This window comes from Enterobacter sp. FUJ80071, assembly GCF_038739915.1.
Classification (GTDB): Bacteria; Pseudomonadota; Gammaproteobacteria; order Enterobacterales; family Enterobacteriaceae; genus Enterobacter; species Enterobacter kobei.
The window spans coordinates 228,372-245,395 of record NZ_JBBXKH010000002.1 but is presented as its reverse complement, the minus strand read 5'-3'; the positions used below and the strand labels follow the sequence as shown (position 1 = coordinate 245,395).

Sequence of the window (17,024 nt, the reverse complement as noted above, 5' to 3'; positions counted from 1 at the left end):
GGCACTGTAATAGCCTGTCTTTTTAACTTTCTTATTAAGTTCGGAGAAAGACTTTAATCATAAGCCAAGCCCACTGCTAAATACATCCGATATTCTCCTTAATTTTAGAAGTTGTGATAAAAGTTACTTTACCTAAACTTCTCTCTCCATATTTGTAAGGCTCTCATTTGATTCTTGTCAAACATTAATCTGGAAAACTAAAAAATCATTTCTTTTAATTCGTTTTACAGAAATCCTCCTCCGTTATTTCGGATATAGTTTGAATAATTATCAAAAACGGGGTGCAGCCATGCGTAAGAGTTACACATTTGGTATTCCATTTGGACTCCAGAGAGAATCAGGACTCTTTTTAGATATTACAGAGGTCAGCCGGGGTATCGACTGTAACTGCATCTGCCCCGCTTGCAAAACTGATCTGTTAGCAAAGCAGGGGGAGGTCAAGCTTTGGCATTTCTCACACAGTACTGCTGTAGCCGGTGACTGTGATGGTCTGATGGAAGCCATCCGGGGAAAAATTATTGAAGTCATCAACGAGCACCAGGTTCTTGGTTTCCCAAATCTTCTCGCTGGCGACGATGGTGGGCCGGTTTCACTGAATGAGGTTATTGGAAGCGGCAGTATGTTCGGAGGCACAGCTGATCTGTTCGTAAAGGTTAATGATTTATGTGTGGCCGTCTTTCTGGACAGGGATCGTAGCATTTCTGCGAAGTTAACCTTTGACCACCTTCATCCTTCCGAAAGAGTTGCCGCATTGCGTATCGATCTTCCAGATATTGAATATGAAATCAGTCAGGTGCAGCTCGGGCGACGTAAAACAACATACAGTGAGTGCATTGAAAGCCTGATCATTGATGAGACCAGTTCCCGGGAATGGCTATATCATCCATTAATGCATGAACTTGAATCTGAACCTCTTCAGGAGTATCGGGGACGGGAGCCTTCAGAGGAAGGGCCTCTTCTTCAGCGCCTTGCTGACTGTAAGATGAAATTGCCTGATATCCTTCCGGGCAGTCATAACGCGTTAGTCAGGTTACAGCAGGATACGATTGTATGTCTGTGTCGGTTAACGGTTCGGGCTTATGACATCGCTCAGACCGATGAATTTCCTTTGTTCCTTCGCTATTTCAGGTTGCACTGCCTGGAAAACAGCGAACATGTCAGTTACGAAAGACTGATCTGCTGGCAGGAAATGATTTCAAAAACCCAGGAAGGCCAGTCCTTGACACAAAACGAACTTGAATATCTTCATGAGATTGTCCGCATCGCCTTATACAATCACCGGCTTAACAATGTCAGTATTTCAGATGTTAAAAACCATGACACAGGAAAGGAGAGCGGCAGGGTAGAGCCACAAAACTATTCACTCTTATAAATAAATTGGGCTTTGCGCATTAAACCCTTGCCGCAGGAGGTGTACCGCATATCCGGCACAGACAGTCAGTTTTTCTGGCAGCTTAAATTTGACACAGCTTAATATAGTGATTCATTAAACAGGTTCAGTATGCTGCCAGAACGTTTTAGTCGTTATGGGCGTCCGTTAGTTTTCTACTAACTGAACGACGACCAGCCTGCCGCCTTCCTCCTTTGACAGAACAAACTGAGCGTTATTCGTCAGTTCAATTTTTTCCCCAATGGCAATCTGTCGTTTATCCGGTAATGACATAAGCCCATTTATGCCTTCATTTACTAACCACCACTGATCGTTATGGAAAACAAAATACCCAACTCGTTTCCTTTGCAAATCGGTTGTACGCTCATTTGGCGCAATGAGGCGATTCACATGCCACGCATAGATTGACTGCCCGCTCCACACCATCAACCGGTGGTCGTCAGGACGATAACTGCCTTCCTTTCGGGAAGAATATAAATTTAGAACCGGTAATTTACCCTTGTATGGCGTACCGCAGTAGGGACAAACCGGCTTTGTCTTACCCGAGAAAACGTACCATTTCTGTTCACACGCCTTGTTCTGGCAGGGCTGTATCAGATCGACTGTTTTAACCAGGGCGCTTTCCCACTCATCGGCGGTCGGGCGTTTAGTGGCATCGTGTAAGCCATCTATAAAGGCGCGCTCAAACAAAGGTGTCAGATAAGGGCCCATGATGGTGTAAGGAATTTTCTCCGGGTCAGCCCAGGGCAGTGAAAAGGACGATAGCTGACTGACTTTGACTGCATTGCTTTTGTCTGTCGGATGTTCAATGAAGAGTGCCTTCTCACCCATAGATAAGGTCTCATCACGTACTTCATCCGACATGTCATGTATTTTTCCGCCACGTAGCGGATGACGGAAGAACAGATACATGTAGATAAGCACCGACAGCGCATGACGGTCAGTAGTAATGCTTGGCAATACGCGGTTCGGATCCTCTTTGGAAAGATGACTGGTTTTCACCACTTCCGGAGCGATAAAATCCGGGGTGCCCACCACGTCGGGAGGATACTTTCCAGGGACAACCAGGCCGTCTACGTCAATGATGCAGGCATGTCCCATTTCTGGATCGATAAGCACGTTTTTATAGCTTAGATCGCTGTGACAGAGACCTGCCGCATGCATCCTTCTGACGGCTCTTGTCAGCAGCAGACAGACCTTGAGATAGGTAAGCGTATTGCCTCGTTCACGTGGGTCGAGAAATTTGTTCTGGTTGCTGGCGCTGGCAAACCATTTGCCTTCCTTTTCACGACCTTTTATGCCAAGAAAATCATCGTTTTTAGAGCCGTATTTAAAGAAAAAGTAGCTTTTGTAGGTTGGAACCACGATGCCGATTTTATGCCCATGCTCAACAACATGGGTCGGCCAGCAAAACAGGTCCTTCCAGTATTCACCTCCGGACTGGCCAAAAATGTTTTGCCTGTAGCGTCCGGTGATCATATCAATCCGATCCCGGGCCTGCTCGTTCTGCGGTTTATGATAAAAAGCGACGACGTATGATTTATCAGGCGAAAAGTAAACATCCTTCATCGAGCCCGAACCAATTACCTCGTCAACATACTGGACTGTTTCGCCGTCCTTTGTTTTGCACGTAACGATATTTGCCATATTGATCACCGAAAAAGCGTATCCCTTACCACAACACCGCAATAGTGCGGTCATCATGGTTCCCTGTGGAGAAAAAGTTAAGCCAGTCGCCTAACCTCTCAGGCGCAATACTGGCGTCTGTAAGGACAGGGTTGAGCTCATCAACGAGACGGGTCCATTTTTCGTCACTGCGAAGCCCATTATCCGTCTCAAACAGAGGGTCTGAGACGCCGTCTGTCATGAGGATCAAGTGAGATACATCATTCCATTTACCCACGCTGATGCGGCCGCTAAACGAGGGGTCTGCGATAATGCTCTGGTCAAGGAAACGGGTTTGTCCTGCGTATTCTCCGCTATCGGGATTTCCCAGTATCCTGACTTTACCGGAAGGGCTGTATGCACCTATCGCACCATCACCAAGCCAGAATGCAGTCGCAAACAGCTCGTTATCAGTTCGTAGCGCTACAGTTGCCAGAAGGGTTGTTGAATAGGATTTCACAGGTTGTTCTGCACAAATGGCTTCGTTCTGGATACTGTTGACCGCGAGCGTAGCTGCCTGTTTAAAATGATGAAGCATGGCGTTTATTGTTGCCTGCTGATCGCTCCCTTCCCACGCCGTGATGTGCTGCTTTAAATGGACGCCTTTCACACCACTGAGCTGATTTAAAAGGTAATCGCCAGCCGTTTTGACTGCAATCCGGGAGCCTTCCCGGGAATTTACCGCACTACCGGCTCCGTCTGCGACCAGCATGACAGACCATCCTGTTTCCTGGCAGTGGTTGATGTAGAAGTCGTCATCTCTGAAGCTTCCGGCATGCTCATGAGAGCGTCCCCGGCGACTGGCGGCAGCAATACGTATATCACCCCTGACCAGGCCAGCAGCGTCCAGATGGGACTTAGGGTAGGGAGCGTCTGCTGGTGGCTCTACCACCTTCCACAGGCTTCTCGGATCGGGATTGATTATAAATAGCTGTTTTGTTTCACATTCGTCGTGCGACGTGCATGACCAGATTACTGAAAGCTCTATATCGCCGCTTTCGGTGGGAGTACCTGTCAGCAACTCCTGTTCTTTGTCAAAAGACAGGCCAATGTTCCGGGGAAAGACAACGTCCCTGACAGTAGCCTGCTGGCCCTCACCCAGAACGATAGCAACCGGCGAAGAGAAACGTTCGCCTGCGCGGGCGTTGGGGATCGTTATTTTAGCTCTCGGGGGAACGGCAGGTGGCACAGCTAAGCTGGCCCGCTGCTGGCCTGTCGGTATCTGCCCGGGTTTTAATACCAGGGAAGACAGGTTTTCGTCTTCCCTCTGTGCTGGTTTATCAAATTCGTAATAAGGCATCAGCTTCCAGAACGGAGGATGAGGCTCATTTTCTGGCAGGGGTTGCAGTGCTGATGTATCGGTAGCGTCAATGCCCGGGTTATCAGCAACACTTACGACCGTTTGTTGCTGATCGGAAAGACTGGATGCTGACGAGGCGGCAATCTCTGCGTCGTTATCACCTTCGCTAACCCGCGCAGATAAACCCTGTGCAAGGCTCTCAATCCGCTCTTTAAGCCGCATAATTTCTTCGGTAAGGGATGGGTCCTGCGATAGAAGTAAAAGCCGCTCACCTTCAACAGGGTGGCCCAGCTCAGACAGAACTAAGCGGATAATCTTCTCTTCAAGTAAAGCATTTTGCGACATCAACCTCTCCCTCTGTTTACGTCGAAGTTAGTGTTTCCGCCATCATTGCTGAATGACAGGCCTGTTTCACACCACGGGCAGATCACGTCATCCGGGCCGTCAATACACAGCAACTTTCCGCATGAGCACAGGGCAAACGCACTGGCATTACCGCAGTGGGGGCAACCCGGTACGCCATGCAGTTCGCTGGTATTTACCTGCAAACCGGTAGCGGTGGCATCTGACCACGCAAAATAGTCCTCATCGATGGGATAGCATCCGGCAATATTAAAGCTGTTCAGGTTCAGACTGAAATCGAGCCCGGAAACCCTTGCTGGTGGCCGTTCATACTTCATCAGGTACGGACGACGGGTCTTGCTGCAACGGCCGGTAAGCGTAACGCAGTTTTCGTCGTACGCTTTTACTGGCTCGTCCTTGGCCAGCCGGACTATGTATTCAGTCTGGCTGAGCTCAGGTTGTTTGTCGTCCCCGACGCTGCGGCTGTGCGCCGTAACCGAGGCCGTGATCCATTTGATGAAGCGGGTAAAGTCCCCTTCCTGAGATTCGGTGAACAGCATGACATTCTCTGTCAGTTGCCGCAGGATATTCAGGTCCGCTGACGGCCCCAGGCCAACGGCAATGAGATTCACTTTACTCGCGTAGTGATCCTTCCAGCGCTTCACTTCTGCGGTTGTGTCGTCAGTCGGACGTCCGTCGGTAAGGAGATACACGACGGGTTTCCAGTCGCCTTTAGCCTCATGAGTGGTTTTTCTGACCTGGGTATCAATTTGCACGGTCAGCTCACGCAATGCGGCCCCAAGGCTCGTACCGCCGCCAACGGGAAGGCGGGGAGGGTAGAACGAGGCAATTTCGTGAAGAGGTACAATCGTACGGGCTACACCGGCAAATGCGATTACCGAGACCCAGGCTGTTTCAAGTGCGTGTGGATCCTTTCTTAAATCTCCGACGATCATTTGCAGACCATCAGTCATTTTTTTCAGGTTTTCACCAATCATGGACTCTGAACAGTCCAGGACAAAAAACACGGGAAGGCGTCTCATAATTTTCCTCGTACGGCTGGTACGGCCAGCAGAAAACGTTGCTGTACAGAAAGGTGCTGCCCGGAAACAGCACCTTTCTGTCTGTCAGAGCACCAGCTGGATTTCTGGTGGAGGAGGGGGAAGGGTATCAGTTCCGTTATTAATCCCCGCGCTTGTGCTGCCGGAAGACACGCTGGCCGATACCCATTTAAAGAAACCTGCAAACGCGGTTGAATCTAGCGTCTCCAGAGACACAACCTTATCGGTGAGCTGTTTTAAGTGCTCATGGCCTGCTTTAGGACCAACGGCGCAGGCAATGATGGATCCGAATCCCCGGCCGCGAATCGCTTTTACCGCTTCACCGTACGCCAGGGCATCAGAAGGGGTTCCATCAGTCATCAGGAATACCAGAGGACGCCAGTCTCCTTTGGTATCACCATCTGAGCGACGTACATCCCGTTCAACACACTGCATCAGACATTCAAGGGCAGCACCGGTGAACGTCCCGCCTGCGCTTGGCACAACGATGTCAGAAAACTGGAAGTCTTCCAGCGGCGTGAGAGGAATGAACTCACGCGCCTCATTGTCATAGGTGATAATGGAGATATGAACGCTTTCGAGGGCGTAGGGATCCTGGCGAAGAGCGCTAAGCATCGCCTGAATTCCAACGTTAACGGAATGGATTGACTCACCGCGCATCGAGCCGGATGTGTCGATAACAAGGTAAACAGGCAGGCGGCGCATCACATGTAATTCCTCAGGTGCGAGACAAACGAATCTGATTCTGAAGGCTCACCAATTGCCCTGAGTTTCCAGCCTGTAGCCTCGCGTATCAGCTCGGCAAAGACCATGGAGCGCTGGCTGGCGAAGGCGGGTCCGCCAGAAAGATCGAATCGTGCCATTTCAATATTACGGGCATCTACTGCCCGGATGAAGGCATTCTGAACTTTACCAAAGTGCTGCTGGAGCTTTTCACCATTGTAGATCTGAACGATGAACACAATTTTCTCGTACTGAGCGTCAAGGGAATTCAGGCGCACAATAATTTGCTCATCGTCACCGTCACCGGCTCCGGTTCGGTTATCGCCCGTCAGCCAGATATTGCCTGACTTATGGCGAAGGCTGTTGAAAAAGATGATATCGCCATTCACAAGCGTTGGTTTACCATTTTCCACATTGCCGAGATCGGTCACCTTTCCGGCTGAATTACACAGGAAAGCGATCACATCAAGGTCGTATTCTTCTTCTTTTTTACCAAAGATCCCGCCGAGAAAACCTTTCTTTTCCTCATTAATATCCCAACCGAGGCCGATAGTAACGGACGAGAGATCGTATTCATTTTTTTTCAGGCTTACGCCCTGGCCTTTGCTCAGACTGACAGACATGATATCCCCTTAATCAATAAAATTATAAGACCACATTTACTTCTGGCGGCGGCGGTGGCAGGTCTTCAAGACCGATCACTTCTTTTTTGCTGGACTCCACTTTCTGACTGCCTACCGAAATGCTCGCACTGACCCATTTAAAGAAAGCTTTAATCGTCGAACTGTCAGCTGTATCGAGCTGAACCACGATTTCAGTGATTTCTTTGAGGACGCTGGTATCGGCATCATGCCCGGCTGCACATGCCACAACAACGCCGGTTCTGGCCGCTTTAAAGTCATTCAGGCCTTTACGCCAGTCATCATTCGGACTTCCATCCGTCATCAGGAATACAAGGGGACGCCAGTCACCTTTAGTGTCAGCCGTCGTTTTCTGTACTTCTTTGGCAATGGAGCTGGCCGTGAGGGAAAGCGCTTCGCCAAGAGACGTGGTGCCGCTGGCTGTTAGTGCTGGCATCTGGAAACTCAGGAGGTCTGTCAGGGGGACTGCCTGTCGGGCTGAAGAATCAAAGGTGATCACTGACACGTGAGCCGTTTCGAGTGCATACGGATCCTGTTTCAGCGTGGTAAGCAGCGTCTGAACGCCATTTTTAACCGCTTCGATAGGCTCTCCGTGCATAGAGCCGGACGTGTCGAGTAGCAGATATACGGGTAAGCGTCTCAAATGTAATTCCTTCTTAAGAGATCGGAAGAGGAGAGTAGTTTCAGGAAGAGGCCAGGGTTTGTTGATTTGATAAAACGGCACGACATCTGTCGGGTGGAGATTAAATACTCAGAAGCGGCATTAAAGAAATAAGTTAACCACCATAGAATTACCGACATGTGAATGGCCTCTTATCAACAGAAAAATAATTCAGACCGGACTGGAATATAAGATTTCTGAAAAAACTCGGACAAATAAACTGTCTTATGTATGAAATTCATCATACATCACAGATCTGCATGAATGGAGTGTAAAACGCCCAAAGATTGATGTGTAGCACAAGAGGATGTCAAGACACCAGGTTTTGTAGTCAGTAAGGCGCTGCTGGCATTGCGGGAGGAGAATAGATCAAAACTACGTCACGCCAATACAGAGGTAAAATATGACAAAACCGGGGTTTTCACCCCGGTCTGAGATTTAGCGTCAGGACTTTTTAGCGCTGTATTCTTTTATCAGTTCGTCAACGGAGTGCAGAGCCAGCTTCTCTACCGCTTCACTTCGGGTCGAGCCACTCAGCGCAGCCAGACGGTCAATTTTTCTTAAGATCCGCATGCGTAGCGATAAGGACACGGCTGTTTTTTTATCCTTATCGAGTACGACCTTCCCTGTAGACTCACCGGTTTTCAGTTCAGCATTCTGTGCGAGCGCTTCATTCATCCGGCGAAGGGTCTTTTTATCCAGCTGGCCCGGATTAACGAGATGGTAGGAATGACCTGCCTTGCTGTATTTGATCTCCGCAGAATATGACTCGCGTAGCTCTTTGAGGGCCCGGGTTAATGTCGGCTCTGAGCATTCCAGACTGGTTATAATGTCGGCAGCGGAAACGGGCTTGCCGGTGCCCAGTAAGTTGGCAAGCTTAAAAATCCGGGCCTGTCTGGTATTTAATTGCATCGTAAGATTTAGCCTGCTTAAAGGGTTAGTGGTTCAATAGGCTGAAAAATGAAGGTACTGCTCATCTTTCGAATAACCGGGTGATCGCCTAACGCTTCAACCGGATCAATGTGTTCTATGCCTGCAAAATTTACTGACGACATCTGGCTGCGAGTGCATTTGCAGGACAGGATATACTCATCCTCCAGATAGCCGGTCCGCTTACTGACCCGTTGCGTAAAGCCTGACACAATCACGTTGTCGAAAGGTAGCGTATGTAAAACGATACCGACCAGGCGGAACAAGCAGCCATGGACGTGGCGGGCATAGTTTTCGCGTACGGCTTTTTGCGTCATGGCTTTTTCCGTCAGCTCCGTGCCCCGGGCATTAACGCCGTAAATCTTATCAGGGAAATCTTCAATCTCAGCTAAATCAACGTCCAGCAGGACTGCTGATAGCTCCGGCTTTACTTCAAATGCAACAATCGTTTCACGCGGCCATTCAGTTTCTGCCAGCACACCCGCCAGGTATGATTCGAAAAACGCGGCGTCTGTCCGGAACTGCTGCCGGGCATCTGCCTGAGCCGTGGCGAGCCGTTTTTCATGTTCTTCTGCTTCAAACTTCCAGTTTGCATACTGTTCGGCCCAGGCCGTCCGTTGTTGCTGGTACCGGTGCTGTCGAAGGGTATTCTCACGCTCCACATCAATCAGCTCCTGCTGCCACCGGCGAAGATTTTCGGCGTGGCGCTCAGCTTTAGCTGATTCCGATTCAAACCATTTACCCAGAAAACTAATGCCTTCGCTCTCGGCAGGCTTTTCCGGCAATGCAAGGTAGTCTGGCTTTTCTGGACGCACCGGTGCCGGAACCTGAAAAGGCGACGTTCTGTTATGCAGGTATACTGCTTCCAGCTCTGCCCAGCTGATGCCTGTTTTTGGATCCGGCGTCAGCTCGTGAATATTACGGATTGCGGTTACCGCTGACATGAGTTCAGCGGCTTCCTGCTCAAGCGCCTGTCTGAGCCCCGGGTCGGTTGCCGTCCGGTTTCCACCTCCGGAACGCGCGGCCCGGTCAAGCCGGGTACGGTAACTCAGCCCGGTACCGGGCAAGCCCAGATTGGCATAGGTCCCCCGGCTACCAAAAGAAACGGAAGCACCTCTCGGCCCGACACTCAGGCTCGGTGCACCGTTACTCAGGTTGAGGCGAACGCCAGGAATAATGTTGATCGACTTTCTGAACCTGAACCCCATTATGATTTCCTTAATGATGCTGGGTCACGGTAAGTAATCTGATTCCATCAGCGCTTTGCTCGTTCTGTAACCCATAAAAACGAGCTCTGTCCAGAATGCCAGCCGCCCAGCGGCGATGTGTGGCGGGTTCACACATTGCTCCCTGCGACTTAAACACGGCCTGGGTAGAGTTCAGGATCCGCAGAGCGTCAGAATACTCACCCTGAGTGACCATCAGCGCGTTTTGAATGACCTCTATCTGACCCGGGTGAATGGCCGTTTTCCCAACAAGCCCATGTGCCATATCAAGAGCCAGCTCTCTGGCCATAACGGCATGATCGTCAATATGCTCACATACGGGCGCGGTCAGGGCAAAATCACGCGGGCCGAAGACTGAAACGAGCATTTTGATGACGTAGCCCATCGGGCTGTCATACAGCGTCAGGTCCCGGGGGCGGCGAAGCGACACAACGTTCATAAGATCGTTGCCGCCGATTCGAAGCGCAATAATGCGGTCGTGGCAGGGATGTTCCACCAGGCGAGTGGCCAGCTCGCGCATCTGAACCACGTCAAAGACGTCTTCTGTTTCCAGCGTTGGCATCATGCACAGGTGAGTCCCGCCCATGATATCCCACCATTCAGCTAACGAACTGAGGGTAAATTTCGGCAACACAAACCCATCGACAGCGGAAAGATCATAATGCGCTTTTAACCATCTGCCCATTTCGGCATGCCGAGGGCGAATGAACACCAGAGGCCAGTCATTTTTACCCAGGCTACGCATGCTGTTACTGAGCTCGTGCAGCAGGTGCTCCAGATTTTTGAGGGCGATGGGGATGTCTGCTTCACTGACAGCATCCTCCAGGCAAATCACCAGAGAGCGCAAACCCGGGATTTTCCCGTGCAGGACGGCATCAGCAATATCTTCCCGTGTTGCAGGCATGTATAGCGTGGCTCCCAGATTCCAGGGAGAAAGACGATTTTTCATCAGAGTACCTTCTTGATAATGGTTACAGCCCGATACTGGCCGAGGGTTCCCCCCATTTCTGTAACAACTATTCCCTTTTCACGAGCAAGCCCTACAAGCAAGGCAACGTCCGGGTCGTCAATAGAACGCACAAATACATGGTCCGGTACCCGACGTAATACAGCCCGGGTTGCTTCAGCAATACCGGGTTTAATACGATTGACGCTGTCCACTTTAAATTCATCGGCCAGGAACGCGATAACGTCGCGACTTGTCTGCCATAAGACCCGGGCTGACTCCATATTCCAGCTCAGGGTAGCGAGGGATGACGGGGTTAACTTCTTACGGAAATGGGCGACGGTATCGACAAGCATCCGGCTGCATTCGAATTCACTGAGATGCTCGCAAACCATGCACCCATGTAATCCTTCAGAGGACCATACTGACCGGGAGATCAGGCCTGATACCGGCGCACCCATGATGCCAAAAGGAATGAGCCAGTCATCATCACTGGCTGCAAGCCAGGAGCAGCCACAGGGATCGGCCAGGACAACCAGTCGCGGCTGCTCAGGATAGCCCGGGCGATCTTTCAGTGCGCGTACAAGCTCTCCGGTAATTGCGCCTTTACCTGTCCATCCGTCAACAAAGACAATACCGCTGGTACCATGGCGCTCTTCAATGACGTCGAGGGCTGCACCGTCAATTCCACGATCCCGGATAATGCTGATACCGTAATGCCATGAGGTTTTCCCCATGTCACGCAGGGCCTGGTGCAGCATAACGCCGAGCGGCACGCCAGCTCTGACGAGACTGGCCAGTACAATGGGCTCATCACCGAAGCGTTCGGCCAGAGCAATAGCGAGCTGTGTGACTTCTTTTGCAAGTCTCTCTGCGCCCCGATCCAGCGCCCGGTGAAACAAATCAAGATGCCATTGTGTTGGCGCTGGCTCCTGACTGAGCATGTCCGAATAATGTTTCTTCCCTGACTGAATCAGCTCTTCTTTTTGCTCAACCGGCGTCATCTCAATGACTACCGGCTTTAGCAGAAATTCCACGTCACCGGGCTGGTATGAGCCGGTAAATGTGTCATGTGGCTGCATTTTAATTTTCTCCAAAAATTCGCTGTGAAATGGCATCTGCAAACTGACTCTGACGCGGGATGCCAAACCAGCTGCACAGTTTCATAAAACGATGATCGCTCAGGCTGTCGCCCAGACCAATTACGGGGAAGACTCCGCGTTCAGCCCGAAGTTTTTCAAGAAGCCATCTGACTGCCAGCCCTTTCTCAACCGCGGTGGGAAGCCAGGCCACGTTATTACTGTTGCGGTGGATGTAGAAGCCCTCGGTCGGAAACACCGTTTCTATCTCATCTGCAATGGCATTGAGCTCGTCAAGGCGGGTGCTGTCGCGGTGCTTCATCACCATATAAACCGCCGTTTCACCGTATTCGAAGTTCAGCCTTGCCCAGGCATTGATCCCTTTTGCGTCCATCATTTCAGTGATCAGACGCTGCATCGATGTCAGCTTTTCCTGATAGGGAGCCAGCTGGCCGAGCATATGGGCCTTCCACTCCTCGTCGGGTTTGCCTTCTGGCGTGAGAATGACGGCCCCGTGAGTGGTGATTGCCCAGGAGTGGAAAGGGATCCGTACGCGGCTGATTTCTTCAGTTCCCCGTGCGGTAACGGGTATGAGTTCAGCCTGCTCCAGGAGCCAGTCCACCAACATGGACTGTTCTTCCGTCATAAAGCTTCGTGGATTCAGGGTGCGATCAACGGCACCGGTACGGAATGGCTCCAGGGCCAGCTCGTCCACCATTTTACGACGGGTCTGAAAGAGCGTGTCGTCAAGGTCGCTCAGAACAACGGGTTTATTCATAGGTAACAATCTCCACGACGGCCGCAACCTCAGCCAGCGCTTTAAGAAGCTGCGTGTCAATACTTTCTGCGGGTGTCTCAGTACACACAAGAATGCGGTCAAACTGCTGGTGGGCGACGTTATAGACAAAATTGGGGATGCCCAGCCCGTAGTTATCCGTAAAGGAAATGGCGGACTCAATGGCATAACCAACGGCGATAGGGGAGCGGGTGGTCGATCCATAAAATGCCTGTGCTCCGGCAGCTTCGAGCCGTTCAGCAAGCAGGAACGGCTCCCAGACGAATTCCCCGGTCCCGAGAACCAGAATACGTTCCCCCTTGTGGACGGAGACCTCATGGCCGAGATCGGCCGCAGGTGCGAGCATCCCCAGTCGGCCCCAGGACTGTTTTCCCTGGATGTCCCATTCTCCTCGTGAAGTTACGTTGACTTTCGGCATGTCCGGGACAGGTGCATCAGGTAATGGGGTCCATCCCCACTTACCGCTTACAAGAGAAACCGAAGTGACTGGTAAGGTGCTGCGCTCGGACAAGGCTTTGCCACTCCAGTCGGTAAGCGTAACGGCTATAACCTGTTCAATATGTTGAAGCTTGCCGGTATTACGCAGGGCTGAAAGCAGGTTAATAAAGGTATTACCGGTGGTTGCCTCGTCATCAATCAAAACCAGCGTTCGTGCGTTGGTAACACGACGTCTTTTCTCTTCATCATCTGGCAGATAGATCAGATGATCGGTGGCGTGGCTGTGTTCTTCCTTGAACTCGCAAAGCAACGTGCCATCAACCGGGTGACGGGTAGAGGTCAGATAGACAGATTCAGGATGCTGGTGGCGCACTTCATCAAATACACCGGCCCCAAGCCCAACGGCGGTTTCAGCCATACCGATAAACAGTACGGGTCCTGTCAGTGTCGAGGGGAACTGGCTGGCAAGCTGTCTGTAGGCCTGCCGCATGACTGAGGGTGGCACGGGAATGTGCCTGCCGAGTACTTTGCTGACAAACAGAAAGGCGCGTTTCGGGTTACGTCTTTCAGCGATGTCAAACAGGTCATCGAGCGAAACTTCACCCTGGTCGCGGGTTACCTGAATCGTACCGCATGAGAGGGTACGGCGATAAATCATATCTTCGAGGATATCAGACATAAATACGCCTTAATTCAGAAGGTTAGAGAGTGATTCCGGGTATGCAATTACATCCGTAATGGATCTCACCGCAACCGGAGAAAAGGTGTTTTTAGCGCTCTGGCGCACCATATCTTCAGACATCAGACCGAGCTTAAAGGCAGCAAATAACCCAGGAAGGTTCACCCCGCTGTGAAGGGTATAACCCACCCCCCCTGACGGACGCATGTTGGTTTCAAGCAGCACCGGGTTGCCATTCACATCGTTTCGCGTCTGAACATTCACCAGCCCGTCGGCCTTCATAACCCTGGCGCAGTCACACGCCAGTTCCCAGGCGCTTCCTTCGTTTACCAGATACTGGATAACCCCTTCCTTACGGCGTCCCACGGCTGCGAGTATTTCGCCCTTATCCGCGAGGATATCGACGGAAAATTCCGGGCCTGGCAGGTACGGCATCAAAACAAGGGGTTTAAACGACTCAGCAGCTGATGCTGCTGCAATATACTGTTGCGGACTGACCAGACGATGTTCGGGATGATTAAAGACGGCCATAGGCGAAGCACTGTCATCAAAGCGCCAGAATCCCATGCCATAGATACCCGTCACCGGCTTCACGCATACCGGGCTGTCAGTGAACGGCGGGGCCGCGAGGTGTGTTTTTAATTCTGCCAGCGTATTCACCCGCCAGGATGGTACGACCGGGAGACCCTTTTGCTCCATAAACTGAGCAAAAGTAACTTTTTCGTCAGCCAGAGTTAACCAGTCGACGCCCGTTGCACCGGTAGTAAGGGTGGCACCGGTCGATTCAATGGCTGAACGGTGTTCTTCAAACCACTGGCTGTTACGGCCAGTATGAATATGGTGGATGCCGTAGGACTGAATGGTTTCCTGGATAAACTGAAGACGTTTTTGAGGATCTTCAGGTTCAGTCAAAGAATAGTCGGCAACGGAAAGGATTTCATTTCTTTCGTTACGGTGGGAGGCAAAAACGGTAATGGCAAAATTATTTTTTTTTGCAAATGATTTTACCCCCTGAATAATATCTCGCTGGGAGGATAAACCTTCCATAAACCAAATTTTCTTGTTCATTTTTTTTAATTATCCGGAACGCCATGCAAATTTATGATTGAGAAGTGAGTCTATGAGTGTCTAAGCTACATGTCAATCATAATATGATTTATAACTCCTGTGGTTATGGAGTGCGTCAGGTTTTTTGGATTCCTGATAACACATTGATATTTAAATTAAACTTAGAAAATTAACACCCTGAAAAGGATTTCTTTTTGTGTTTTTACAGAAAACTACCAAAATTTCCCTTGTCAGAGAACTTCATCATGATATGATTTTCTTCGTCAGTTACTAAATATACCTTTGATTGTCTCGGTCATTACCATTTTAAGGAATAAAACATGGTTTCATTAGTTAAGAACCAGACGGTATCACTCAGCAAAGAATCATCTGCATTAAGCCAGCTTCATTTCGGTCTCGGTTGGGATCCGGTTAAGAAAAAAGGTCTTCTTGGAGGATTGTTTGGAGGCAACGACTCAATCGATCTCGATGCTGGCTGCGTATTAATGGACAGCACCGGTAAAACAATTGACACCATCTGGTTCCGCAAACTGGAATCCACCTGCGGCGCTGTTGTGCACAGTGGCGATAACCTGACCGGTGAAGGTGACGGTGACGATGAGGTGATTAATGTCAACCTCTCCCGACTGCCTGCAAACGTTGAATACCTGGCGTTTACGGTAAACAGCTTCCGTGGTCAGTCGTTCAATGACGTCGAAAACGCGTTCTGCCGCGTTGTCGATCAAACCGGCAAAGAGCTGGCTCGCTACAAGCTGACTGAGCAGGGCTCACATACCGGGATCGTTATTTCTTCGCTGCGCCGTAATAACGGCAACTGGGACTTTACCGCCCTTGGCCATGCCTGTCGCGGCCGCACAATTGACGATATGCACTCCGATATCGTTTCAGCGGTTATTCGCTAATGAACCTGACGCCGGGGGGCAATGCCCCCGTTCCAGCCCAGGAGTTGCGGGTCCGGATCACCTCGGGCGGCCAGGTGGATGCTTCGGCGTTTCGCCTGTATGCCGACGGGAAGGTGCAGGGTGATGCGGACATGGTGTTTTATGGTCAGCCACGTAACGATGATGGTACCGTCAGCCTGGTCAGTGAAGGCCAGTACTCAACCTTTACTGTCGCGCTCAACCGGCTGAAACCTGATGTCCAGAAAATTGCGTTCACCGTGACCTGTGACGGTGGGCAGACGGTGTCCGGTCTTCGTAATCTTTCCATCGACGTGGAGCAAGGGGCTACCGGCCTGGTTAGCGGCAGTGTCGAACTGAGCGGCCGTCAGGAAGCAGCCTTAATTCTGGGTGAATTTTACCGTCGTAATAATGACTGGAAATTCCGCTTCGTTGCGCAGGGGTTCAACGGTGGACTTAAACCGCTGGCAGAGCATTTCGGCGTAAATATTGCCGACGAACCGGCTCCCGCAGCCCCGACTCCTCCGGTTGTAACCCCTCCGCCAGTTGAGACAAAAATCAGCCTGAGCAAGGTATCGCTGACAAAAGAGAAGCCTGCAATCAGCCTGACCAAACGGGATAACTTCGGTGAAATCCGGATCAACCTGAACTGGCACCGGGGCAGCGGCAAATCAGGCTTTGCAGGCATGTTCGGCTCCAAAGGAATCGACCTGGATCTGGGGGCCTTTGTTGAGCTTCAGGACGGGTATAAATCGGTCATTCAGGCGCTCGGTAATGCATTCGGTGATTATCGCGATGAACCGTATGTTCAGCTCAAGGGCGATGACCGGACGGGTGATGTATCAGACGGCGAGTGGCTGCATATCAATGGACGTGAATGGAAGCATATCCGCGAAGTGCTGATTTACGCCTTTATTTATGAAGGTGTTCCCAGCTGGGACAAGACTGATGGTGTGGTCACCATTCATGTGCCGGATCAACCGCCCATTGAGACCCGCCTGACCGAAGGTGAAAACCGTCGCACATTGTGCGCCATTGCCAGACTCGTAAACGAAAACGGCGCAATTAAAGTCGAGCGAATTAACCAGTACTTCAAAGGCCAGGACGAAATGGACCGGGCATTTGGCAGGGGATTTCGCTGGAGCGCCGGTTCTAAATAACACAGCAACAAAGGAAACAG

General features: G+C 50.8%; 16 protein-coding genes. 3 read left to right on the top strand and 13 right to left on the bottom strand.

Translation table 11 applies throughout. The features are described 5' to 3' along the window. Positions 1–289: 289 nt before the first annotated feature. Positions 290–1,372: a hypothetical protein gene (locus AAER43_RS24420; protein WP_001232447.1), complete on the top strand. Its 1,083-nt coding sequence runs from the start codon at positions 290–292 to the stop codon at positions 1,370–1,372. A 165-nt stretch (positions 1,373–1,537) separates the two neighbouring features. Here the strand turns inward: AAER43_RS24420 and AAER43_RS24415 are convergent, their stop codons facing one another. The 13 genes from AAER43_RS24415 to AAER43_RS24355 form a co-directional block, all read right to left on the bottom strand. Then, positions 1,538–3,037, bottom strand: coding sequence for a lipopolysaccharide kinase InaA family protein (locus tag AAER43_RS24415; protein ID WP_001284318.1), 1,500 nt, complete (start codon positions 3,035–3,037; stop codon positions 1,538–1,540). A 25-nt stretch (positions 3,038–3,062) separates the two neighbouring features. After that, on the bottom strand, positions 3,063–4,700 hold the full coding sequence (locus tag AAER43_RS24410; RefSeq protein ID WP_000081060.1) for a PP2C family serine/threonine-protein phosphatase: 1,638 nt from the start codon (positions 4,698–4,700) through the stop codon (positions 3,063–3,065). After that, positions 4,700–5,740 (bottom strand): TerY-C metal binding domain-containing protein, encoded by a 1,041-nt coding sequence (locus AAER43_RS24405; protein ID WP_001253656.1) that lies wholly within the window; start codon positions 5,738–5,740, stop codon positions 4,700–4,702. Before AAER43_RS24405 ends, AAER43_RS24410 begins: the two co-directional genes overlap by 1 nt. Before the next feature lie 84 nt (positions 5,741–5,824). After that, positions 5,825–6,463, bottom strand: a complete 639-nt coding sequence (locus AAER43_RS24400; RefSeq protein ID WP_001253658.1) for a VWA domain-containing protein — start codon at positions 6,461–6,463, stop codon at positions 5,825–5,827. Then, positions 6,463–7,104, bottom strand: a complete 642-nt coding sequence (locus tag AAER43_RS24395) for a TerD family protein (RefSeq protein ID WP_000116681.1) — start codon at positions 7,102–7,104, stop codon at positions 6,463–6,465. Before AAER43_RS24395 ends, AAER43_RS24400 begins: the two co-directional genes overlap by 1 nt. A 22-nt stretch (positions 7,105–7,126) precedes the next feature. After that, the gene (locus AAER43_RS24390; RefSeq protein WP_001253657.1) at positions 7,127–7,765 is read right to left on the bottom strand and encodes a VWA domain-containing protein; all 639 of its coding nucleotides are present in this window, start codon (positions 7,763–7,765) and stop codon (positions 7,127–7,129) included. Between the two features lie 462 nt (positions 7,766–8,227). After that, on the bottom strand, positions 8,228–8,695 hold the full coding sequence (gene terW, locus AAER43_RS24385) for a tellurium resistance protein TerW (RefSeq protein WP_001176767.1): 468 nt from the start codon (positions 8,693–8,695) through the stop codon (positions 8,228–8,230). A gap of 17 nt (positions 8,696–8,712) precedes the next feature. Beyond that, entirely contained in the window at positions 8,713–9,921 is a 1,209-nt protein-coding gene (locus AAER43_RS24380) for a DUF4236 domain-containing protein (RefSeq protein ID WP_011152964.1), read from the bottom strand. Positions 9,922–9,931: 10 nt separating this feature from the next. After that, positions 9,932–10,888 (bottom strand): HpcH/HpaI aldolase/citrate lyase family protein, encoded by a 957-nt coding sequence (locus tag AAER43_RS24375; RefSeq protein WP_011152965.1) that lies wholly within the window; start codon positions 10,886–10,888, stop codon positions 9,932–9,934. Beyond that, positions 10,888–11,967, bottom strand: coding sequence for a cysteine protease StiP family protein (locus tag AAER43_RS24370; RefSeq protein WP_001585166.1), 1,080 nt, complete (start codon positions 11,965–11,967; stop codon positions 10,888–10,890). The genes AAER43_RS24375 and AAER43_RS24370 overlap by 1 nt, the downstream gene beginning before the upstream one ends. A gap of 1 nt (position 11,968) precedes the next feature. Continuing rightward, positions 11,969–12,742, bottom strand: a complete 774-nt coding sequence (locus AAER43_RS24365) for a hypothetical protein (protein WP_001040058.1) — start codon at positions 12,740–12,742, stop codon at positions 11,969–11,971. Then, positions 12,735–13,877, bottom strand: a complete 1,143-nt coding sequence (locus AAER43_RS24360; RefSeq protein WP_001280115.1) for a phosphoribosyltransferase domain-containing protein — start codon at positions 13,875–13,877, stop codon at positions 12,735–12,737. Before AAER43_RS24360 ends, AAER43_RS24365 begins: the two co-directional genes overlap by 8 nt. Before the next feature lie 9 nt (positions 13,878–13,886). Then, positions 13,887–14,945, bottom strand: coding sequence for an ATP-grasp domain-containing protein (locus tag AAER43_RS24355; protein ID WP_012695441.1), 1,059 nt, complete (start codon positions 14,943–14,945; stop codon positions 13,887–13,889). A 320-nt stretch (positions 14,946–15,265) separates the two neighbouring features. Between AAER43_RS24355 and AAER43_RS24350 the strand changes: the two genes are divergently transcribed. Next, entirely contained in the window at positions 15,266–15,847 is a 582-nt protein-coding gene (locus AAER43_RS24350; RefSeq protein WP_000254137.1) for a tellurium resistance-associated protein TerZ, read from the top strand. Beyond that, entirely contained in the window at positions 15,847–17,004 is a 1,158-nt protein-coding gene (locus AAER43_RS24345) for a TerD family protein (protein ID WP_251258076.1), read from the top strand. The genes AAER43_RS24350 and AAER43_RS24345 overlap by 1 nt, the downstream gene beginning before the upstream one ends. Positions 17,005–17,024: the final 20 nt, after the last annotated feature.